The following is a 24,613-nucleotide window of genomic DNA, read 5'->3' on the forward strand; positions in this document are numbered from 1 at the left end:
TATATTAATTACTCTGTTCCAAATATAGTGGACCAAGCAATCCGCCCGGAAGTAATGTATTCTCCTGTTTCCGGTATTTCGCATTTGTCCAGATGCCTTCAAAGGGTGCTTTCCCTTCATCTGTCCCTTTCAGTGCATTTGCCCATGTGTTTGTTACTTCGATTTCAAGCTCATTTGTTCCCTTTTTCAAGGCTGCTGTAATGTCAGCCCGGTAGGGAGCTGTCCAGACCGTACCGCAGTCTATTCCATTCACACGAACTGTAGCCAGATTGTAAACTGTTCCCAAATGCAAATACACCTGTCGGTCTTTCTGCTCTTTGTACTTCCAAGGGAAAGTGGTTTTATAGATAGCGGTTCCGGAATAATAACGAATCCGCTCGTTATCTTCTTTACTCCAATCGAAAAGGGCTTTTCGGGTAACTGTTTGACCGTTAGCGACAAATGTTACGGTGTATTCTTCTGCATCCAAACTTATATCCAGCAACTCTTTTGCCGGGCTATTTTTACTCTTTTGTACTTTTTGCAGAATATCTTCCTTTCCTTTGCTTTCATTAGCTTTCTCTATGGGATATACTATGAATACAGATTCATTAGGGGCCAATGTAAGGGTAACTTCCGTCCGATTACCTTTTATCTGATAAACAGGGTGGATATTCATTTCACCCGTTACCGGATTCCAACATTCCGGTTTTCTGTCGATGCGCATGCTTGCAGTAAATGTACGTGTTTCTTCCTGCTGATTGGCAATGAAATAAATGTCGCCGAGTTCACCGCGTCGATGTGTCCATGCAATATCTTTCGGTACAATCATATCACGTTCTAATCCATATGCAGAGAAATCATCCTCCATATAAGGAAGAGAAGGGATCAACACACCTGCCTCTTTAGATTCATTGATCTTTTTCTGTACTTCCGGAGATAATACAGGTTCCGGATTCATTGGGCGGGGAAGAGGTAATACCAAAACTTTATAACTGGCTCCACCGGGCAGCGTCATTCTACCGTTTTCTGCTTTTGCCAAACGGAGTAACGCATCTTTATTAAAGCTATCATAAGCATATCCACAAAGTGGATTTACCCACTTTTCAGGGTCGGCCATATTTGCAGAGTGTGTTACGCCTACCGGGCGCACACGTAAGGGTTGTCCTTCGTTCGCCAAACGAATACGTTCGCTTTCCACCCGTTCGGCACCATAAATTCCCGGAAGAGACGGAACTAAACGTTCCGGCAATACTGAACGTCTTGGAATTTCTTCACCCGTAAAGACAGCTATGTCGATTACTGGATGTCCGTATTGCAATAATGATTGGCAACGGGTTATGTAGTCACAGAATGCTTTTGCTCCCTTGTTCCACCATGTCTGGTCACGTTGGAAGAAAAGGCCGATGCCATCCAGAGTCATACCCGTTTTGCGGTCTAACCAAGGATTATGAACATATACATGGAAGAAAAGGCGGTTGATGCCTAAAGCATAGTTACGGTCCAGTAATGCTTTCAACATTGCTGGATGTTCGTCCCAAGTTCCGCGTACTTCCGTGAAACCTTCCGCCTGAATAATATTCTTGCCATAGATATGCGCTCCGCTAATGGCATCCAGCATATCGTTCGGCTTATCATGAGTAGGACTGTTCAGCCAAAATTCTCCCATAGGAAGGTCTACTTTCTGGTAATGCAGCAAGCCGTCACTGACCATGGTAGGTGCTACACATTCGGCAGAAAACTGGCAATCATATTCTTTGGCGCAATCGGCCAATACCTGATAGAAAACATCCACAACAAGTTCCGCTATCGTTGTGCGGACATCATGTAGAATCTTCTCACTTCGTTCGGCACTTTCCATCGGGATGCCTGCCAGTAGTGGCAAGTAAGGCATTAAATCATATCCACGGCGTTTTTTGAACTCGGCTGCAAAAGTCTCACTCCAGTTCTGGCTCCCGCATTCCCAGCTATCCACATGCATGTATTTTAATACACGGCGTGCAACCTCCGGATTTGTCTTTACGAAAGCTTGTGCAAACCAGTTGTCGAACTGCTTACGGACTGTCACAGGATTAAACTTGTCGCATTCCAGCCCCTTTCCCCCTCCGCCGGTGGCGTTGGTATGTCCGGTGGCGGTATGTCCCATGCGGAGTATTTTCCACTTACCTTTAGGAAGAGTTGCGGTTAATGTTCTTTCTTTAAAATTGCTCTTCGAATTGTTTTTAAATTGGTCCGTCAGATTAAGAATCTGTGAAAGGGTATAGCAGTCCTTCCCTCCTACTTCTTCTTCCTTTGTCGAAGAAGCGACACGCCATACCAGTCCGGCTTTACCTTCCCATTGGTCCAACCGGGCTTCCTGATGAAGGCGCAGTTCCTTGATTTTCAAGTTTGGCTTCCATTTGGCTGCATCCATATCCTCGCTTCCCGGTTCGCTACCTTCAGGTGTCCAGTAAAAGCGGAAATAGCGGGCGGTTGTGGCAGGTATTGTATGGGTGGAATTTTCATCTGTATTCTGCCATCCCTGACGTGCAGGAACGAGTTGCTTCACCAGACGATAGTTCGTTCCATCATCACTTGCCATTACTTTCAGACGGTGTGCCTGATAATTATTACCACTTAGAATAATTTCAATATTGCGGCAAGTAAAAGGCTGTTCGTATTCATATTGAATATAGCAAGGATAAGATGAACGGATTACTCCGGCATCATCCATGTTTACGGTTTTCTTGGCGTCGATATGATCTCCTTTAGCGATATTGGTACAAGTAATTTTAGCCGGCATGACATCTGCCACTTCCTCTTTTACAGGTAGGGCAAATAAAGAGATATCTTCATAAAATCCTTCATAAGCTTCCGGTTGTGGCAAATACAATTCTTTGATTTTGCCACCGTCGACGATTGTATCACTCCAGACTACTTTCTGCATCGATTCTTTCGGAGTCATCCAGGGACCGCCTGCCAATGCAAAACCATCACAAATATGCATCCCCAACTTTAACCCTAAACGATCGGCTTCTTCCATGCTAAAACGTACCATTTCCCACCATTCGGGAGTTAACTGTTGCGCTTTACCTTTGTATTGCGGTCCTTCTTTGACGCCTTTGATTGGCATCAGGTAAGTTCCTCCCAATCCGGCGTGCTTCATTGCTTCCAGATCAGCAGTAATACCTTCTTTGGATACAGCACCAAACATCCAGTACCAAAAAGTCCAAGGCTTTGCTTCATCCGATGGATTCTGAAATAGTTCACGAAGTGAATGTGTTTGCAAAGCATTGGCAGGAGATATAGCAGTACATGCCAATAAAAAGAATGCAAATATTTGTTGTTTCAGTCGGCTTTTCATTCTAATCTATATTTTTACGTATAGATAAGACGAAAAAGGGACTGTTTTGTACTCACTATCCTTGTTCTTTTGTCATCTTCCTAAAATGAGTTGGTCTGTTACTTACTATTCACTGCATCTTCTATCCGAGATACTAATTGTGGATTGCTAGGGCGTGCTGTAGCTCCGAAATCAATAATCTGCCTAACATTTTATACCGAAGATCAAGAGTACATGAAATGCTATGTAAAAGATTTATGGTGGGATTATTGTGAATTACAGATCACTTTGAATGGTGAAAAGATACATGCTAAATTTAAATGTAACAAAAAATAATATGAAAAGAAAAATTTTCCTCCTATTATTACTATTTCTGATATTTAATATTGGTGTTCAAGCGCAAAAAATTTCAGTCAATAGAATAGATAAATTCACTAAAGATAAAGTTGTATATACATCCTATGAGAAAATTTCATCTGAAGCCTTCATAGGAACTCAGACCGGTAAAAATATTTGGATATGTTTTGGTCTTGAAAATGGTTTGAATTTTATTTTATTGAAATGGTTAACAGCAGAATCAAGATATGTAAATAAAGGATCAAAAGTAATCTTTCTCGATGAAGAAGAAAATCCTTATGTATTCAAAGTTTCAGATTACATATCTGGAAATGGTGAGGGGACAGTTGGAGCATTAGGCATGGATTTATGGGGAGTGCGTTTATTATTAGGAGATTTATCTGTTTTTAAAGATAATAAAATGACTGCAATTAGAATTGAAACTTCTAAAGGCTATTTTGATTATAAAATCAAAAGCGGAGCATCTAAGAAAGTCATGAAAGCATATAATTTATTCGAAGAAGCAATTAAATGATAATTTATTACTATCTTAGCGACCAATTAAGCGAGGTTGTGTCAAAACGCTGGCACAACCTTTTTTTATGCACAAAGCCCAGACTTTCACAAGCCCGGGCTTTGTTATTACCCAAAGTTTTTGTATCTTTAGGCATAAAGTTTTTCGTTATGGCAAAGTTACATTTTCGTCCTTACCTTCCCAACCAAACCGTTCTTTTTCCCGGAAGAATTGATGAAAACATAGCAGCGAACGATCCGGTTCGCATAGTTAATACTGTTGTTGATAATCTCAATCTTGACAATTTCAAGAAGCTTTATAAAGCAACCGGTCGTTGTCCTTATCATCCTAAAATGATGCTTAAGGTGATTATCTACGCCTACATGAACAATATCTATTCGTGCCGCAAAATAGAGAATCTTCTCCTACGTGATATTCATTATATCTGGCTTTCCGGTAATGAACATCCGGATTTTATTACCATCAACCGTTTTCGAAACCGTGTAAAAGAGGAAATAAATACCGTATTCACGCAGTTGGTTCTTGTCCTTGCCGACAAAGGTTTCATCAGCCTTGACGTAGAGTATATCGACGGTACCAAGATTGAGTCCAAAGCCAACAAATATACTTTTGTCTGGCGCAAGACAGTCGAAAAGAACCGTACAAAGCTGATGGATAAGATCCGCATTCTCCTGGAGCAGGTGGATGAAGTCATAGCCCAAGAGAACTCCATGAAAGATACACCCGTAGAGTTCACTCCCGCCATGCTCTCAGATATAGTGAATGAACTTAAAGAGGTGCTGGAACACCAGCCTGTAACAAAGGACAAGGAACAAAAGAAGGTCATCCGGGAAAAGAAGAAACAGGTCCGGGAACTTGAGGAGTACCGTGACAAGTTGATAGAATACGACAACCATCTTGATACTCTTGGAGAACGCAACTCCTACTCCAAGACCGATCCTGATGCCACCTTCATGCGCATGAAAGAAGACGCCATGAGAAACGGACAGACCAAACCCGGATATAATCTGCAAATAGGTACCGAGAACCAATTCCTCATAGACTTCCGACTGTTTCCCAACCCAACCGACACACTGACCCTCATACCTTTCTTCCACTCCTTTGAGCAACGCTATAACCGCTTACCAACTGTCGGTGTGGCAGACTCCGGTTACGGCTCGGAAGAAAATTATCGGTTCATGCAAGATAATGGGATAGAAGCCTTTGTCAAGTACAACTACTTCCATAAAGAACAGCGTCCCCGTTATACCCCCAATCCATTCCATGCGGAGAGTCTCCATTACAATGCGGGGGAGGATTATTACGTTTGTCCTATGGGGCAGCACATGAACCGTATAGGAACTAGACGTGACAAAACAGCAAGCGGATACATCACCGAAAGTGCCCGATATAAAGCACAAAGATGTGAAGGGTGTCCTTTGTGTGGCAGTTGCTTTAAAGCTCGGGGGAACCGTATGATAGAAGTCAACCACCGGTTAAACCAATACAAACGGCAGGCACGGGAAAGGTTACTCTCGGAAGAAGGCATCAGGCATAGGGGAAGGCGATGTATAGAACCGGAAGCAGTTTTTGGACAAATGAAACACAACATGGCATACAAAAGGTTCCGGCATGTGGGAGAAGACAAGGTTACAATGGACTTTGCCTTCTTTGCTATAGCTTTTAATATCAAAAAGATGTGTACAAAACTACTAAAAGCAGGAAAGAGAAGGAGTGCACACACTATATTTATCTTTATCAGACCACGTGTGACTCAAAATACGACGAATATTAAGCCTTATTACCTAATTACTGAAAAAATAGTCGCATAGACAAAAAAGAGGAACGACTATTTTATATTAAAAAAAGAAGGGGATGTGCCTTAGTTTTGACACAGCCCCATAACAAAAAGTTATATAAACTAGCGCAGTGTAACTTTAGTGATTACTGCCATAATTAATTTGTGGGATAAACAACCCGAACACTATAGCCAGCGTGCAAACTTCCTGATATACCAGCTTTTTACCAGTTGTGTCAAGATACAATAGGAAAGCAAAATGCCTGGCAGCCAAAGGAAATAGCCCAAAGGGAGAGCCGTCAGTCCGATAGACCTCCCGAAAGAAGTGAAAGGTATTATAATTCCTATCGCCATAACTAATAGTGTTAATCCCATAACGGGCCAGGTTGCCCGGCTTTGTATAAACGGGATCTTTCTTGTTCGTATCATATGGACAATCAATGTCTGTGATAATAAACCTTCTACAAACCATCCAGTCTGAAATAGCGTTTGATGTTCGGGAGTGTTACAGCTGAACACATACCACATAACCAAATAAGTAATTATATCGAAAATGGAACTGATAGGCCCTATATAAATCATAAAACGGCTCAGGTCGGACGCATCCCATTTACGCGGTTTCTTCAGAAACTCCGGGTCCATCCGGTCGAATGGAATGGTTGTCTGCGATATGTCATAAAGTAGATTCTGAATCAATAAGTGTATAGGCATCATAGGCAGGAATGGCAGAAACGCACTGGCGAACATCACACTGAACATATTACCAAAATTGGAACTGGCAGTCATTTTTATGTATTTATTGATATTGCCAAACGTCTTCCTCCCTTCTAGTACGCCATCTTCCAATACCATCAGGTCTTTTTCCAGCAGGATGATATCCGCACTTTCTTTGGCTATATCTACTGCCGAATCGACCGATATGCCAATATCCGATTGGCGTAGAGCACCTGCATCGTTGATTCCATCTCCCAGAAAGCCTACCGTGTTACCTTGCTCCTGCAACAGAGAGATAATATATGTCTTCTGAAATGGAGTGAGTTTGGAAAATAAAGTGGTGTTCTTTACTGCTTCTTTCAATGCAGTATCATCCATTTCCTCCACTTCTAACCCGCTAAGGGAGTGACTAGTGTCAATCCCTACTTGACGGGCAATGGCCTTCACCACGATATCATTGTCCCCCGACAAAATCTTAACTACCACTCCATGTGTATATAATTGCTCGATAGCTTCAGCGACAGAAGGTTTCGGGGGATCAAGAAAAGCGAGATAGCCGATCAACACCATTTCTTTTTCATCCTCGATAGCAAAATTGCAATCCTTTTCGATGAAACTTTTCTGGGAAACCGCCAATACTCTCATTCCTTGCCGGTTCATTTCTTCACTTATCTTTTGCGCTTTAGTTTTCAAGGCATCAGTCAGAGGATGTATCTGCCCGTTGAACTCAGCATACGAACAGACATCGAGAATTTCTTCTACCGCTCCTTTAGTAATGATCTGCCGTTTCCCTTGCCTGTCTTCTATTACAACAGACATTCTTCTGCGTGTAAAGTCGAAAGGTATTTCATCCACTTTGGTATAGTCGTCCTTCAAATGTTCCAGATTCAGTTCTCTCACATGGGAAAGGATTGCTTTATCCATCAGGTTTCTCAGACCAGTCTGAAAATAGCTGTTAAAGTACGCATGACGAAGAATACGTTTACTGTTATCATCGCTCCCATCTGCGTTGATATACTTCTCCAACACAATTTTGTCACAGGTCAGCGTACCGGTCTTATCGGTGCAGAGTATATCCATCGCTCCAAAATTCTGGATAGCATTGAGGTTCTTTACAATTGTTTTCTTCTTTGACATAGTAATCGCTCCCTTAGAAAGGTTGGCAGTTACTATCATAGGCAACATTTCGGGAGTAAGACCGACCGCAACAGATATAGCAAAAATGAAAGCTTCGAACCAGTCTCCTTTCGTAAAACCATTTACAAAAAACACAAATGGGACCATAACCAACATAAAACGAATCAATAGAAAGCTAACCTTACTAATGCCTTTATCAAAAGCTGTAGTAGCACGATGCCCGACCAGACTTTTAGCAATCGTACCCAAATAGGTTTTGTTTCCCGTTTCAAAAACAATTCCTTTTGCTGCCCCACTAATCACATTAGACCCCATATAACAGATATTATCCAACTCAATGACACTTCCTTTCCTGAATTGCTGTCCCTGTACTTCCGGAAACTTTTCTATCGGTTCGGACTCTCCTGTCAGTGAAGCCTGACTAATAAACAAGTCTTTTGAATCAATAATCCGTATATCGGCGGGGATCATATCACCGGCTGCCAGATACACAATATCTCCCGGAACAAGTTCTGTAATATCAATTTCTTCTTCCCGTTCTCCCGCGCGTTTCGCAAGACAAGTGTTTTTTACCATCTTCATTAAAGAATCCGTAGCTTCATTTGCTTTCCATTCCTGCCAGAAACGCAGGACAGCACTAAATAAAACCATTGATGATATAATGATTACTCCTGTCCATTCTTGTTCTCCCGGTTCAGCCATCAGTACATCCAATAACAGGGATATGATGGCAAGTCCGGTCAGAACGCCTATAAAGGGATTGATGAACGTTCTGATAAACAGGATAAACGGATTCTTTTTCTGTTCATGAATAACTTCGTTTCTTCCATAAATGGACTGTCGCTCCTGAACTTCTCCCTGTGTTAGTCCAAGCTTTGTGGTCTGCAAGTAGGAATAGATTGACTTACTGGGTTGTGTGGCAACCAAAAATACTTTCTCTGAATTGAATGTGTACTGTGATGAGCGCAGTCTTTTCTTCCATACCATATTCTCTTTTTTTTTAAGTTACTAACTGCATTTATTAATTCAACGCAAAAGTAAGGAGGACTTCACAAGGAAGCTGTTAGAGAATGATTAGAGTGGTATTAGAAAACAATTAGAATTTCTTAAATATGCGGGAGTTTTACCACAAAGGTAGTGCCTTCATCCTTATGAGAGGATACGGTCAATTCTCCTTTGTGAAGGTGAATGATTTTCTGCGTCAAAGTCATACCTATTCCATTTCCGGGAGCTATATTCTTGTTTTCTCCACGATAAAATAGTTTGAATAGGTTTTCTTTATCTACATCGGACATTCCTACACCATTATCGGATAAGCGGATGATCGCCCATTGCTCCCAATAAGCTATCAGGACTGATGAAGTCCGATTGGAAGAATACTTGGTGCGCCCGTAAAAGGGAATTTGACGAATGTCGCTTTGGCAAGCGACTGGGCAAGTGTTTAGAATGCCTATTAACAACCGCTAACCGGAGGGGAAAACCCCACAAGGGAACATAGCACGTTGGTAAAGCCATAAGTCAGCCAACTGTCAGGCTGCGACCGAATGGCAAGTTAAAATGATAGATATGAGGATAAAGCCTGTATTGGTTGAACGATAGTCCGAGCAGTCGTATCCTTGGGCAATGACGGAAGACAGTTGAATAATTCTTCGGAATTATACCGTTATGTTGCGGTACTACACTGATGACAGGTAGCAGGAGTAGCATAAACTTACCGCAAGGCAACTACCATAAGTAGTAAAGGACGAAAGTCGTATCCGACAATCTATCGAGCCAAATAGTCGTCAAATTTCTAAACGGGGATTGCCTAAACCGGAAAGCCAGTTGTAGGGCTATGGGGTCTGCCCCTGAATATCCGGCATGGCAACGGAGCTTCCATAGTAGTCTGAGCAGGGTAAGGTCCTGTACATGGCGAAGGGGAGCAGCTAATTAAGTTTAACAATTTAAAGGAAGATGTGAGAGACATGAGAAATCCAGAAAATGTGTTGAACAGTCTGAGTAAACACAGCGGTAACTTGAACTATAAGTTTGAGCGGCTGTATAGAGTGCTGTTTAATGAGGAAATGTTTTATGTAGCCTATCAGAATATTTACAGCAAGACAGGCAACATGACGGCAGGAGCCGATGGTAAAACCATTGACGGAATGAGCATTGACCGAGTTGAACAATTGATTGATAGTCTCAAAAATGAGACTTATCAGCCTAATCCGTCCAAAAGGACGTACATACCTAAGAAAAACGGGAAAAAACGTCCGCTTGGCATACCCTCTTTTGATGATAAGCTGGTACAGGAAGTAGTTAGAATGATACTTGAAGCAATCTATGAAGGCAGTTTTGAACATACTTCACATGGGTTTCGTCCCAAACGAAGTTGTCATACTGCTCTTATAGATATACAAAAGACATTCACTGCCGTGAAATGGTTTATTGAAGGCGATATTAAAGGATTCTTCGACAATATCAATCATGACGTATTGATTAATATTCTTCGGGAACGTATCGCTGACGAAAGATTTTTGCGGCTTATCCGAAAGTTCCTGAATGCCGGATATGTGGAAGACTGGGTATTTCATAGAACGTACAGTGGAACTCCACAAGGCGGGATTATCAGCCCAATACTGGCTAATATCTACCTTGACAAGCTCGACAAGTACATCAAGGAATACACCAATCGGTTTAATAAAGGGGTAACGAGAAAAGGCGATGCTCGATACAAGCTCTACGAACAGCGGAGATACCGACTGGCAAAGAAGCAAAAGAATGAGAAAGATGTAAAGGTAAGGGAACAGATGACCGCTGAAATTAAGCGGCTACGAGAAGAACGGAACAACTATCCGGCACGTAATGAAATGGACAGCAGTATCAAACGGTTAAAATATGTGAGATACGCAGATGATTTTCTGATTGGAATTACCGGTAGTCTGGAAGACTGTAAAACAGTAAAAGAGGATATTAAGAACTATTTGAATGAAGCTCTTAAACTGGAACTGTCAGACGAAAAGACACTGATAACCAATGCGCAAAAGCCAGCAAAATTTCTCGGATATGACGTATTTATCCGCAGGTGTAATGATTTACGCAAGGATAAGTTCGGTAGAACGGTTAGGGCATTCGGACACAAGCCTGTCTTGTATCTGAATTTTGAAACGATGCGGAAGAAACTCTTTGATTACAAGGTCGCAAGAATAGCGGTTGTCAATGGTAAAGAGGTTTGGAAATCTATCGTCAGAACGTACATGCTGAACTTGGATGACTTGGAAATAGTCAGTCAGTTCAATGCCGAAATCCGAGGGTTCTATAATTACTACTCAATAGCCAATAATAGCTATGTCATCAATTCTTTCTATCACATTATGTCATACAGTATGTATAAGGTATTTGCGAACAAATACAAATCATCTGTAAAGAAAATCCTTCTGAAATATAAAAAGAATAAGGTTTTCCAAGTGGCATATGAAAATAGCAAGGGTAAGACACTTTACCAATCATTTTATCATGATGGTTTCAAACGCAAAAAGGTTGCAGGTAATATTTACTGTGACACTATTCCACGGACAGTTTCCATAACAGGTGGACGTAACAGCCTTATGGAAAGGCTGAAACTCCAAGTCTGCGAATTATGCGGTGCTACCGATAAACTCGAAATGCATCACGTTCGCAAACTTAAAGACCTGAAAGGTAAATCCGACTGGGAAAAGAGAATGATAGCCCGAAGACGAAAAACTTTGGCTGTCTGCTCAAAGTGTCATGCAAAGATAGACCCCGACCGAAGAATCAGACTGAATTAATTAGTGGAGAGCCGGATACAGGGAGACTTGTAAGTCCGGTTCGGAGGCGAGTACTCGGAAACCTATCATAGAAATATGACAAGGCGCTGGGTGCTTAGCCTACCAGTTGTTCTCAACCAGATTTACAAAAGCAGTAGTCAACAGATAACTGTTTCCGATTACAGTCAGCACATTATCTTCTTCAGCTTCCTGCTCAAATACTAGTTCAATATGATAATCCGGATGAGCTTTTAATACTAGCTCTCTGGCATCCAGCAATAATTCGTCCAGACGGACCTCCTCCATTGTTATCTGTTCCGACTGATAATCGGCTTTTGCAAGATTCAGCAATCCGTCTATCAGGTTTATAATTCGTCGTGAATCTTGTAATGCATTGCCAATGGCTGCCTGATATTGTTCGGAGGTTCGCTCTTTCAACAAGGCTAAATCCAGTTCGGCTGTGAGAGCAGCCATAGGAGTACGTAATTCGTGGGATACATTGCTGACAAACATCTTTTGTGAGTTGAAAGACTTCTCCAAACGTTCCAGCAAATCATTGAATGTAATGCTTAACTCTCCCAGCTCATCCTGTTCATTTTTTACAGGTAACCTTTTGTCAATATGGGATGCGGTAATCTTCTCCGCTTCTTTTACTATATTTCGTATTGGCTTCAAAGTACTTCGGGAAAGAATATAACCGACAATTGCCAACACTGTCAATCCGCCGATAAATAATAGAATGAGCATATTTCTCAGTGCATCCCGGTTGGCGTATCCATAGCCATCATAAGCTGCGGCAGTGACAATGTAATCTTTTCCTTCAAACGGATACACAAGTCCTATTGCCTGATATTCGTCAACATAAAAACTGATGTTTTTTCGTTTCAGAATACGTTCCACCATTTCCGGTGTTTCCTTGATTATATCGTTTTGAAGAGCATCGTGATATAGTATTTTAAAATCTGTTGTATAGACAGCTACCTCTACCTCATTTATAAACTTCTGATTGTTCAGGTAAATAGACTGCATAGTCTTTGCATCTACTTGATTGTTAAGGAATAAATGAGCTTTGGTTATAGCTTCACTTTGTAAGTTACGAAAGAAAGCATTACTGCGTGAATGCTCACTTACGTAATAGACAGCTATAACAAATACGAAGAATACCGCGGCTGTCAGTCCTGCATATTGTAGAGTCAGTGTTGTCTTGATTTTCATAATTTGTCAGTCAGTATGAAGCCCATTCCGGCTTTGGTATGAATAAGTTTTGGTTCGAAATCCCGATCTATTTTTTTACGGAGATAGTTGATATATACATCTATGAAGTTTGTTCCCGTATCAAAATGGGTATTCCATACTTTCTCTGCTATTTCAACGCGGCTCAATACCCTTTCAGCATTTTCGACCATATATAGCAGCAAGTTATATTCTTTGGGAGAAAGTTTAATGAATATGCCATTCCGTTCTACGTCTTTCCGCTGAAGGTCAATACGCAGATCCGCATAAACAAGTTCCTGTGGTAACTCCGGTACATTTCCTGTAACACGTTTCAATAAAACTTTAATTCTGGCATTCAGCTCTCTGAAATCAAACGGTTTTACCATATAGTCATCTGCACCGGCATCGAAACCGTCCAGTTTATCGTTCGTTGAACCTAATGCCGTCAACATTAATATAGGAATATTGGGATTGGACTTACGAATTTCTTTTGCCAGTTCAAATCCATCCATCTTAGGCAAAACAATATCAGATATAACCAGATTGAATGTATGTGCCTGAAAAAGCCGTAATCCCATTAATCCGTCATAAGCTACCATTGTCTGATAACCATTTTCTTCCAGTCCGTTCATCAGTAAACTTGCAACTCTGGGTTCATCTTCTATAATTAGTATTGTATACATAGGAAAGGATTCGTTAATCAGAATATATATAACGAAACAAAAATAGTGATTATTCCTCACTTATTACATATATTTGTGTAATTATCATCGGTTGAATTTATGTCAGTATAAAAGATTTAGATATATTATTATCCAATATAGAACCTGTATTGGATGAACGTAATTTTGTTTTTTGTTCTTTTCCAACAATTGATTGGAAGATAATGTATGAACTAAACCCTATCGGGATTTTCCACGAGAAAGAAGGGGTAACTTTCATTCTTGAACAGCAAGATGCCGTAAATAAGAAGATTCATTACCAGTCTGTTTATAGGCTTATTACACTTAATGTACATTCCAGTCTGGATGCAGTTGGTCTGACAGCCGCCTTTTCAGCTAAACTAGCTGAGAAAAACATTAGTGCAAATGTTGTGACAGCGTATTATCATGACCATATTTTTGTGCCTGAAGAGAAAGCAGAACAAGCTTTAAATGCTATTCTTGAACTACAAAAAAGGTACTCAACGTGATGTGAGTACCTTTTATTTCATTTATTCCATAAACCGGAAAATGATTCGACCGGTCTGCGGACCATTTACCCATTTGGGTTGTGAAGAAGGACCGCACAGATCTGTGGAATTTACTTTATTACGTACAGGAGGAATCACATCCAAGACAGAGATTCCACTTTCAGGAAGCGTATAAAGTAATCGGTCACGACCGTCACGCGGCTGATATACTCCGATATAGGAATCCGGAGTCTCATTGGTCAGACTGATAGTACCTTCTTTTGTACGGATATTCATCCAGGAGACGCTGTCGAAATATCCTTTGAATTCAGGATAGGTAAATGTTTCACCCGGAATAGGATCGTTGTAGTCATTTTCCCATACGTCGTATTGCGTACCATGAATACGGTTTTGCCATACACGGTATGGTCCTGCTCCCAGCCATCGTTTGCTGATGACCTGATCCTCGGGATAGTCGAAGCTGATTCCTATTAAATCTACCACACCGGAGAAATTGTACGTATAATCCAATGCCGCCTCTCCATTGGGATTGATTGTCCATTGTGCTTTATCAAGATTCCCCAATTTATAATTTGCAGTAACAATCAGGTTTCCTCCGTCTTCTTTTACCTCTAGTTTGGTAAATACTGCGGCATCAGGGAATTCACTATAAGTACGGTCTTTTTCTTTTGCCTTTTCGTCATCGTGATTGTAAAATTGATCCAAAGAACGGTCCGCACGACGGGCACCAATGAAACGAGGTCCATTGGCAAAGCTGATCTTATGATTGTTCACTGATACACCTTTTAGTTGGCCATCTCTCTTTGAGAAAATGAAAGTATGATTCTTCGCTTTCACAGTCAGCTCATTTTCCGTTTCTGAATATGTTGCTTTACCAGATAGAGGAGAAAACACTTCGTTCGTCTGATTCAATTTATCTACAGGGAAAGTCCAGCGCCATAGCTCATGACCGTATTTGTCAATCGCTGTAAGGAAAAGGGCATCAGCATTCGGAAGAATGGTTGTTTTAATATCCAGTATCCCTGTTGAATGAGCTGCCACATCACTTCCTTGTACCTCTCCTTCTTTCAGAACTTGAGTGGTTGTATTAGAAGTATCTGTTGCAGTAGGAAACTTCACCTGTTTCCAGAGGAAGCGACAAGTATTCAGGTTCAGGTAATCATAGCGGTTTTCTACAGAGAATTTACCGTCAAACTGCTTGTCAATAGAAGTATTCATAATTTGTACCGGACTCCATAACTGCTTGATTGTATAGAAACTACCCTCTTTTTCATGATGTGGCCCTACAATGCCATCAGCACCGAAGTTCCCTTGATTATCAATGAAACCATCCATATCGACACGTTTCACTCCCTCATCTGCCAGTACCCAAAGGAATCCACCGATGCAGCGGGGATGTTTGCGCATCATTTCCCAATAGTCGTACAATCCGGCACCGTGACCACCATCGTACAAACCATGGAGGAATTCTGTCGGCATGAAGATTTCCGGCAAACGCATGTAATTCTGACTTTCACCGTAAGAACGATAGTGCATGGTTTCAAAACCGGAAAAATTACCTTGCGGGTGAATCACCGGACGTTTTTGCGGGTCGTATTTATGAAATTCCCCATCGAGTTCGGTATTCCATCCTTTTTCATTACCGTTGCTCCACCAAATAATAGACGGATGGTTAACATCCCGCTCTATCATTCCTTCAATCAGTCGTACTCCGGTCGGGGTATCATATTTGCCATGCCAGCCACCTAATTCATCCATCACATAAAGTCCCAGAGAATCACATGCTTCCAGAAACTCCGGATCGGCAGGATAATGACTCAGGCGAACAGAATTCATATTCATGTCTTTCATCAAAAGAACATCTTCGATATTCTTTGCTTTACTTAGCGTACGGCCACTTTCTGGACGGAAACTATGACGATTGACACCCCGTACATTGATGCGTACTCCATTTATATATAGTCCGTCACTTTCGCGTACTTCAATAGTGCGAAAACCAAATTTTTCAGTTTCATTGTGCAACACTTTGCCATTCTTATCAAGCAGGGAGAACTGAGCTTTATAAAGATTGGGAGTTTCCGCTGTCCACAAAGCCGGATTTGGAACATTTAATTGTAACGATGTCCAATCCCCTCCTGCCTTCACCGGTACAGTCGTTTCTACCAGTTTCTTATCTTTATTATCCAGAATCTGGGCACGGATACTCATTCCATCATTGGATATATTTGTGTAACAATTGGCACGGAAGGTTCCATCCATTTGCGCATCAATTGCGATATGTCGCAAATTAATGGCAGGTTTCACTTCCAGGAATACCGGGCGGAAGATACCACCAAAATTCCAGTAATCGGCACGACGTTCGGCAAGATTCACACTGGCATTTTCGCTTTCTTTAGACACTGTTACTTCCAAGAGGTTCTTTTTTCCGTATTTAAGGAAATCAGTGACATTGTATGAAAAACGATAGAAAGCTCCCTGATGTTTCGAACCAACCTTCCGTCCGTTTACTTTGACTTCGGTATCTGTCATTGAAGCCTCGAATACAAGATTCACCTGTTGCCCGCGAAACTTCTCGGGAACTTCGAACTCATATTTATACATTCCTTTCTCATCAGCAACGCCTTCGGGAAATGCTTTGCCATAAAAGGTGATTCCATACTGATAGGTACCAAAGCCTTGCAACTCCCAACAAGATGGTACACCGATCTTTGTCCATTTGCCTGAATTACGTCCGTTAGTACAGAAGAAGTCCCATTCTACCATATCATCACATCCGTGACCGGAAAGGTATTGTCGTTCCGTTTGCGGAAGATTTTGAGCAGCCAGCGTAGTTGCCAATGCTAAAGTCGATAATAAAGTGGTTACTTTTCTCATTATTACTTTTATTATTGTGTTAGTTACTATTTATTTGTATCAAATCTTATTTTACAGTTTGCTTATGCGTACATGCAGTGTATGTTCTTTTTTCTCAATAGCATACTTTTTCAGCACGCCTGGTCCACAACTGCTATTCCCTAATCCAAGTACAGCAGCATCCATACTGAGAATGACCTCGGGACGTGGCTTTAAATCGCAGTCGTGTGTTTCTTTATATAAATCCTGTGCGGTATAATGCAAAGCGGATGCAGAGAATACATTTTCTACAGCGTCTACACGAATACCTTTATTATGTTTATCTGTCAACGTAAGAAACTGCACTTCTTCCTTATTTCCACTATCCTGTGGGCGAGGATAATGTACATACTGTTCTGCTACTGTTCTCTTCCAAAGCCCTATTGCAGCAGATGTCTTTCGATCGGGATAATTATCTTGCGGTCCTCTTCCATACCATGTAAACGTATTACAAGCCGGAGACAGGCAAAATGCAAGTCCTAGACGAGGCAATTCCGGGAGCACTCCTTGTGGTAAGAAAGTAGTTTTCAGATCAATGGTTCCATCAGAGGAAATTGTATAAACTGATGTCGTTGTTACTCTCCCCTCCTTATATAAATTAGTTGTCCGTATCCTGACTATAATTGCTCCATCTGCACGTTCTTCATGATTGAAAGACTCCAGGTTAATCCGGGGATTATCCATTGTATGCAATTTCCAGTCTTTTGCCAACCAGTTTCCAAAACTCTTATCATTATCTGTCGGAGCACGAAAGACTTGTGTGACTGGCTGAACCGGAAAATCATCTGAATGAGCCAACATCTCTTTTTCATTATATATAAGAGAGGTCATACTTCCGGTTACTCCCTTTTCCCACTGAACAGAAAAACTTCGTCCGTTAATCAATAGAGTTTTATCATCCTCATTTATTTGCAGTGTTCCTTTATTGACTACATCAGCAGATAACAAATCCCCTTTCTGCAAGCAAAACTGTTCCCAAGTTACCTCGTGTCCTGCTTTCGCCCAAAGAGCATCAGATTTCAAAACGATGCTTACTTTTAGTTGACAATCGGAACGTGTCTTCATTAAGTTCCTAGGGAAAACGGGTAAAGCGACCGCTTCGCTCTTTCCGGGAGCTATTTCCGGTAATGCGATTTCTCCCTGTTCCTTCTGTTTGCCATCTATCGACAGTGTCCACAAGCAACGATATTGAGACAAATCTATATGATGATTCCTGTTTGTAATGATCAATTGCCCATTGTTGACTGCCAACTGAACCGGAGCATATACCTTCTTTACTTCCCAATATTTCGGAGTCGTTTCACGGTCACTCATCAATAAGCCATTAAAACAGAAAGCTTTCAGATTCGGTTTATCACCGAAGTCTCCACCATACGCCACCATGATACGTCCATCTGACAATTCCTTATAAATACCTTGATCTACCCAATCCCAGATGAAACCGCCCAACATGCGTGGATTACTATATATTTCATCCCAATATTCTTTGAAGTTTCCCAATGCATTACCCATCGAATGTGCATATTCGCTTGTCATTACCGGACGGTCATCATTAGTACGTTCCGCTATTTCCAACAGCCGTTCCCAGCGTGCATTTTCCGCACGCTCCTTGTCTTCTCCTTCTGCAATGCCGGGATTCAAATATTCTTGTTTCACACGAGTATAAAAACGGCTGATTACATCGACCGTCTTCGGGTCAGGCTCACCATCCACTTCTTGTGCGCCCTCATAATGTACAGGGCGTGTAGGGTCAAAATCGTGTAGCCATGCAGAAATGGCCGCAAAGTTGGGGCCGTAACCGCTTTCATTTCCCATACTCCACATCACGATACTCGGATAATTCTTATCACGTTCTGCCATGCGGACTGCACGATCCATAAATGCAGCATGCCAATCGGGTGTACTAGCCAGTGTTCCGCGTAGACCGTGCTCTTCAATATCCGCTTCATCCATCACATACAGCCCTAAACTGTCACAAAGTTCATACCAACGGCTCACATTGGGATAATGGCTGGTTCGGACAGCGTTGATGTTCGCCTGTTTCATTAAAAGTATATCCTGAAGCATTCTTTCTTCACTCATAACACGTGCTGTCCTCGGATCGTGTTCATGACGGTTTACACCTCTAAAGCGGACCGGATTACCATTAATCAGTAGCTGTCCTTTTTTAATTTCCACAGAACGGAAACCTACTGACTGTTCTGTCTGCTCTATCACTTTTCCTTCCGGATTTAACAAAGCCAAGTGTAACTTGTAGAGATAAGGGGTTTCTGCCGTCCATCTCTCCGGGGATTTTATAACAGTTGACAAACGTCCCATCTTACGTGGCCCACGCTGCGGATACCATTCATTCATCCGGCTGGCTTTATGTTCTAAATCCAATATGTCTTCAACCTCTCCCTGTAACGTTACAATTACTTTTCCGGTCGCGTCTTTCAACATACCTTGTATTGTATATCCTTTTCCGGTCATACCTCCGTATATATTAAATTGAGGATCAATCTGCAAAATAAAGTCTTTATACTCACCGGCAGATGCAGGAAGAGTACGTATAGCATAATCACGGATGCGAATATCAGGTGTATGTATCAGATGAATGCTACGATGAATACCACCAAAACGCCAGAAGTCCTGATCTTCAAGGTATGATCCGTCACTATATCGGTAAACTTCCAGCGCAATCTGATTCTCACCAGTCTTCAAATAACTGGTAATATTAAATTCACTAGGCTCCATACTTCCCTGACTATATCCCACCCGTTCGCCATTTATCCATACATAAAAAGCACTCATCACTCCTTCAAAGCGCAGAAAAGTCTGTCCGTCTGCTTCCCATCCGACAGGCAAAACGAATGTACGCCGATACTGTCCGACCGGATTTCGTTCTTTATAAGTGGTATAGTCAGCCTTTGGCTCTCCCATCACTCGCGGAGGATCTATTTTGAATGGGTAACCTGCAGATACGTAAATAGGTGTACCATATCCATTCACTTCCCAATTAGCAGGGACAGGAAAATCTTTCCAGCTTTTATCATTGAAGTTTGCCTGATAGAAATCTATGATTCTTTCATCAGGCACAGGAGTCCAACGGAACTTCCAGATTCCATCCAGAGACATAGAACAATCTCCTTTCTGCGTGGAAAAAGGAATAAAAGCAGCTCGTGCCGGTTCACGATTGATCTGGAGAACATGATGATTCTCCCAGTCATGCGTTGTTTGTGCCTGCATCGGGCAAGCAATCAATGCGCCAAGCAGTAAAGTATATATTCTCATTCGTTCTTTTTTCTTCATATCAAGTAGACGGACGAAAGGGCATTTTGTACCCCTTTCTTTTACAGAAATATTAAAGAATAATAAAAGAAGAAACACTCTATGATGAAAAGCTCTACCTTGTGACTTATAACTAATTCTAATATTTTTATTATGAAAAAACTACTATTCAGCAGCCTCCTTTTATTAAGTAGTCTCGCTTCGCAAGCACAAAATGAGTATACAATTGAAGGCGATGTAAAAGGAGTGAAAGATGGAACTCTGGTTTCTTTGTTTTTAACGGATGGACGTGTAGGAAGTGTCGTTGCTTCGGACACAATACGGAATGGAACGTTCTTTTTCAAGCGAAATGCAGGAGAAAGTGGTATGGATCAATTGTCACTTATGTGTAACCGTGAAGCGGATTTTCCTCCGATGTCTCTGGAGATTTATGCAACTCCCAACGCCAAAATAAAAGTAACAGGTACAAACACTTTGATTTACACATGGAAAGTAGAGAGTCCGGTGAAAGAACAGCAAGAGTATAATCGATTTATCGAAAACTCACGTGACTTATGGGACGAATTCCAACGCCTGGCTATCAATATGCGTTCTGCTCCGGAAGCCGAACGAAAAGCAATACGGGCAAAATCGGACAGCATATCGGCTATTATTGATAAACGGGAAGTGAAGCTGATGCAGGAACTCCCTATTTCCAATATTTGGATGGATAAGTTATTTGGTTTAAGCATGTCTGTAAAGTACAATCCTAAGTTTACTGATAAAGAAGAAATACTGGCTTTGTATAACAGATTGAACGAAGAACAGAAAGCTTCCATAACAGGACAAGAAATAACAGTCAATCTTTTTCCTCCAAAGACAGTAAAAGAAGGAGATGAAATGGCAGATTCCGATCTTTTCGATCTGGACGGAAATGTTCACCATTTAGCTGACTTTAAGGGGAAATTCATACTTCTTGATTTTTGGAGTAGCGGTTGCGGACCTTGTATCATGGCTCTGCCCGAAATGAGAGAGATTCATGAACAATACAAAGACCGGCTCACTATTGTCAGTTTGAGCTCGGATACCAAGAGCCGATGGAAGGCTGCTTCTGCACAACATGAGATGACTTGGCAGAACCTAAGCGACCTGAAACAGAATGCCGGACTATCTGCGGTATATGATGTCAATGGTATTCCCAATTATGTTCTCATTTCTCCAGAAGGAAAAATCATGAGAATGTGGTCGGGATATGGTAAGGGTAGCCTAAAACTTAAAATGCGCAGATATCTGGATGTACCCAAACGCGAGATGAGTATTACTCAAGGGACCAATGCAAAGATTGTTAATCATCCGGTTACAGAATCAACCAATACTGATATTCTTGAAGTGAAACAAGTAGAACTAACTGATACGGCCACAATCATCCACTTCTATGCGTACTATATACCTAAATATTGGATACAAGTAAGTACAAATGCCCAGTTGACAGATGAAAAAGGGGGATCATACACTCTAAAGAAGGCCGATGGGCTTACTCCCGGTGAACATTTCTTTTTGCCCGAAAGCGGAGAAGCCGAGTTCTCACTCACATTCGAGCCACTGCCTTTCGATACAAAACGGTTCAACTTCACGGAAGGAACGTCTGAAAAAGACTGGCAAATAAATGGTATAAAACTCACTAAATAATAAATGGAAAGAGGAAGACGGATGGTTTTCCTCTTTTTTATTCCTTCACAGTAAACTTACTTATAAAACCAAAATTATCTCAAAGCAGAATCGTCTTTTTTATAAGTTTCCATTCTGTTATTCTTCTGCATTATTCACTATACGAATAATCACTCAATTAATATTGGAGCATTGAATATTAAAATGAGAATATCATATTAACATTAAATGTATTGCAATTTTAAATAGCCTTGTAATTAGCTCCAAAAAATCTGATAAATAGGACATTATATTCCAAGAAATAGCTTTCTTTGTTATGAATATATACGTCATTCTATATATTTGCATTAAAAACCAAAAGAAATGGAAGAGAACAAACAGACGCTCTATTATGATGAATTACTAAGTATTTTACCCGATGGAGTTATCATATTTGATGTTAGTGGAGAAGTCATTCAACTTAATCGGCAAGCTCTAACAGAGCTTCATGTTCACCCATCAGTCAATGAGATACTTCCTCTTCCTACCAATCATTTATTTAAACTACTAAACAAGAAGGAAGATATACTCTCGACTATCCTGCAAAAGATTCGTCAAGGAGAAAAAACTTATTCATTGCCTGAACATACTTTTATGCAAGAACAGGTTGATTGTACCCAATTTCCTATCAGGGGGGAATTTGCCACAATTAGGGAAAAAAGTAAATTAAAAAAGATCTTATTCTTTTTCCGTAATATTACAGTAGAACTAACACAAGAGTATATCTTGAATACCGCTTTACAAAGAACCAGAATATATCCCTGGTATTACGATATAAGCCGGAGTGAATTTACCCTTGACGATCGTTATTTTGAGCATTTAGGTATTCCGGCAGGAGAAAACAATACTTTGACAATGGAGGAATATGTGAATATGATTCATCCGGACGACCGACAAACCATGACCGATGCCTTTGTTGTGCAACTTAGCGGCAATACTACTTTTGATAAAACCGTACCATTCCGTTTGCGCCGCGGAGACGGTACCTGGGAATGGTTTGAGGGCCAATCCACTTATATTGCAAACATCTCCGGACATCCCTATCGATTGGTGGGAATCTGTCTGAGTATTCAAGAATATAAAGACATAGAAAACACTTTAATAGAGGCCCGTAAGAAAGCAGAAGAAAGTGACCGCCTTAAAATGGCTTTTTTAGCAAATATGAGCCATGAGATTCGTACACCATTGAATGCAATAGTAGGCTTCTCTGATGTAATCGGTTCTAGTTATGATGAATTAAGTGAGGAAGAACGTGCTGATTTTGTGAGGTTAATCAGTGTCAACAGCGAACATTTACTAAGGCTGATTGATGACATACTTGATTTATCCAAGATTGAATCAGATACTATTAAATTTACTTTCACAGACTGTTCTCTAAAGTCTTTAATGATGGATATAGAGAAAGAACAGGCTGTGAAATCTACATCTGAAATCGATATTAGAGCAATATTACCCGATGAAGATATCTATATCAACACAGATGCTACACGTCTGAAACAAGTAGTATGTAATTTTATTAATAATGCCCGCAAGTTTACAGAAAAAGGGTATATTCATTTCGGTTATGCGGTTGATTCTATTCGTGCAGACTCAGTTCATATATTTGTGGAAGATACAGGTTTGGGGATTCCGCAGGAATGCCAAAAAGAAATATTCGACCGTTTCTATAAGGTAGATATATTTAAGCAGGGAACCGGTTTGGGGCTTTCTATCTGCAAAACGATTGTCGAACATCTGCAAGGAGAAATTTTCGTTGAATCAGAAGTAGGGAAAGGCAGCTGTTTTAGTGTAACCCTGCCATTCAAAAGGCAAGCAGAGGATTAGTGTCCTCTATATTCTTGTGGAGTGACACCGGTATGCTGCTTAAAGTACTTATTGAAGAAAGAGATATTATTGAATCCCAGGGACAAAGCTATGTTTTTCACAGGCTCATTGCTTGACTTTAAACGAGACTTGGCATCCATCAGGATAACAGAAGCAATTATTTCTAACGGAGTATTCCCCGCTGCCTTCTTGATTGTTGAACAAAAATGAGGCAGAGTAAGTCCTAAGTGACTGGCATAGAAAGAGGTGCTATGATGAACAGTATAATGCTTCATGAGCAGTTGTATGAACTCCTGATATATCTCATATTTTCTCGATTGAGATGATATATACCATTTATTCTGCAATTTGTAAACCTCGGTCGCTCCCTCAACAAACATAGTGAGAACAGCTTTTACAATCTCTTTGTTAGCCAATGTTCTGGTCGAAGTGTATGCAAGAATCGATGATTCATAAAACATCTTATAGCTATTGGCTTGCAGCGGAGATAATTTGATAACCGGATTTTGCATGATTATCAGAAGCAGATGTTGGGTGGACTTCATCAAATTAATATTTTCTATAAACTGAAAAGAGAAGCCTGCGTAATAAATATGAATATCAGACGAAAACTCATGAATTTCCATAAAATAATTAGGTGGTAAGGTAATTAAATCGTTTTCGACAATATCATAGTGATTCCCATTAATCGTTGCTTGTATTGTCCCTTTCGTACAAAGAATAAAGAAACCGGCCTCTATTTTACAATGAATATTTTTATACCCAAGCAAGTTTTCCCCGAATCCTTCTCCCACTTTATAATCAACCGTTAAATTGTACCTTGGTATATCGCTTTCCATTGCCTATCTTGTTTTTAATTCCAAATATAGAGATTATTTAAAATCCACATTCAGGATAATTAAAATTCGAGCATCGAATCTTAAAAAAATAACATTTATATTCTATTTATAAGAAAAGGACAAAATAA

Annotated in this window: 11 protein-coding genes and 4 pseudogenes; 6 read left to right on the forward strand and 9 right to left on the reverse strand. The window is 40.7% G+C overall.

From position 1 onward, the window contains the following. Positions 1–4 precede the first annotated feature (4 nt). Positions 5–469, reverse strand: a pseudogene (locus tag K6V30_RS25400) (glycosylhydrolase-like jelly roll fold domain-containing protein); the annotation flags it as partial. An 89-nt stretch (positions 470–558) separates the two neighbouring features. Next, positions 559–3,322, reverse strand: a pseudogene (locus K6V30_RS17165) (glycosyl hydrolase); the annotation flags it as partial. A 316-nt stretch (positions 3,323–3,638) separates the two neighbouring features. Between K6V30_RS17165 and K6V30_RS17170 the strand changes: the two are divergent. Both K6V30_RS17170 and K6V30_RS17175 read left to right on the forward strand, forming a co-directional pair. Then, positions 3,639–4,172 (forward strand): hypothetical protein, encoded by a 534-nt coding sequence (locus tag K6V30_RS17170; RefSeq protein WP_070101348.1) that lies wholly within the window; start codon positions 3,639–3,641, stop codon positions 4,170–4,172. 149 nt (positions 4,173–4,321) lie between these two features. Next, positions 4,322–5,983 (forward strand): IS1182-like element ISBthe2 family transposase, encoded by a 1,662-nt coding sequence (locus K6V30_RS17175; RefSeq protein WP_224207174.1) that lies wholly within the window; start codon positions 4,322–4,324, stop codon positions 5,981–5,983. 152 nt (positions 5,984–6,135) lie between these two features. Here K6V30_RS17175 and mgtA read toward each other — a convergent pair whose 3' ends face one another. Next, on the reverse strand, positions 6,136–8,787 hold the full coding sequence (gene mgtA / locus K6V30_RS17180; protein WP_055270768.1) for a magnesium-translocating P-type ATPase: 2,652 nt from the start codon (positions 8,785–8,787) through the stop codon (positions 6,136–6,138). Positions 8,788–8,906: 119 nt separating this feature from the next. Continuing rightward, positions 8,907–9,182 (reverse strand): annotated as a pseudogene (locus K6V30_RS17185) (sensor histidine kinase); the annotation flags it as partial. A 582-nt stretch (positions 9,183–9,764) separates the two neighbouring features. Here K6V30_RS17185 and K6V30_RS17190 point away from each other — a divergent pair. Further along, positions 9,765–11,588, forward strand: a complete 1,824-nt coding sequence (locus K6V30_RS17190) for a reverse transcriptase domain-containing protein (protein ID WP_055270625.1) — start codon at positions 9,765–9,767, stop codon at positions 11,586–11,588. A 105-nt stretch (positions 11,589–11,693) separates the two neighbouring features. Here the strand turns inward: K6V30_RS17190 and K6V30_RS17195 are convergent. Further along, positions 11,694–12,782, reverse strand: a pseudogene (locus K6V30_RS17195) (histidine kinase dimerization/phospho-acceptor domain-containing protein); the annotation flags it as partial. Continuing rightward, a complete protein-coding gene (locus K6V30_RS17200; RefSeq protein ID WP_010537940.1) occupies positions 12,779–13,465 on the reverse strand; it encodes a response regulator transcription factor in 687 nt (228 codons plus the stop codon). The gene K6V30_RS17200 and the pseudogene K6V30_RS17195, both read right to left, overlap by 4 nt. A gap of 107 nt (positions 13,466–13,572) precedes the next feature. Here K6V30_RS17200 and K6V30_RS17205 point away from each other — a divergent pair, with 107 nt between their 5' ends. Next, a complete protein-coding gene (locus K6V30_RS17205; RefSeq protein ID WP_055270764.1) occupies positions 13,573–13,974 on the forward strand; it encodes an ACT domain-containing protein in 402 nt (133 codons plus the stop codon). 21 nt (positions 13,975–13,995) lie between these two features. Here K6V30_RS17205 and K6V30_RS17210 read toward each other — a convergent pair whose 3' ends face one another. Together K6V30_RS17210 and K6V30_RS17215 are read right to left on the reverse strand one after the other, a co-directional pair. Next, positions 13,996–16,848 (reverse strand): glycoside hydrolase family 2 TIM barrel-domain containing protein, encoded by a 2,853-nt coding sequence (locus K6V30_RS17210; protein WP_055270762.1) that lies wholly within the window; start codon positions 16,846–16,848, stop codon positions 13,996–13,998. A 51-nt stretch (positions 16,849–16,899) separates the two neighbouring features. Then, complete coding sequence (locus tag K6V30_RS17215) at positions 16,900–20,139, reverse strand: glycoside hydrolase family 2 TIM barrel-domain containing protein (RefSeq protein ID WP_010537937.1); 3,240 nt, start codon at positions 20,137–20,139, stop codon at positions 16,900–16,902. 150 nt (positions 20,140–20,289) lie between these two features. Between K6V30_RS17215 and K6V30_RS17220 the strand changes: the two genes are divergently transcribed. Together K6V30_RS17220 and K6V30_RS17225 are read left to right on the forward strand one after the other, a co-directional pair. Beyond that, positions 20,290–21,804, forward strand: a complete 1,515-nt coding sequence (locus K6V30_RS17220) for a TlpA disulfide reductase family protein (RefSeq protein WP_055270760.1) — start codon at positions 20,290–20,292, stop codon at positions 21,802–21,804. 342 nt (positions 21,805–22,146) lie between these two features. Then, positions 22,147–23,646 (forward strand): sensor histidine kinase, encoded by a 1,500-nt coding sequence (locus tag K6V30_RS17225; RefSeq protein WP_055270758.1) that lies wholly within the window; start codon positions 22,147–22,149, stop codon positions 23,644–23,646. Here K6V30_RS17225 and K6V30_RS17230 read toward each other — a convergent pair. After that, complete coding sequence (locus K6V30_RS17230) at positions 23,643–24,485, reverse strand: AraC family transcriptional regulator (RefSeq protein WP_055270756.1); 843 nt, start codon at positions 24,483–24,485, stop codon at positions 23,643–23,645. The two genes, K6V30_RS17225 and K6V30_RS17230, sit on opposite strands and share 4 nt — an antisense overlap. Between the last annotated feature and the right edge of the window lie 128 nt (positions 24,486–24,613).

Origin of the sequence: Bacteroides faecis (genome assembly GCF_020091505.1) — a bacterium.
In the GTDB taxonomy this organism is placed as follows: Bacteria; Bacteroidota; Bacteroidia; order Bacteroidales; family Bacteroidaceae; genus Bacteroides; species Bacteroides faecis.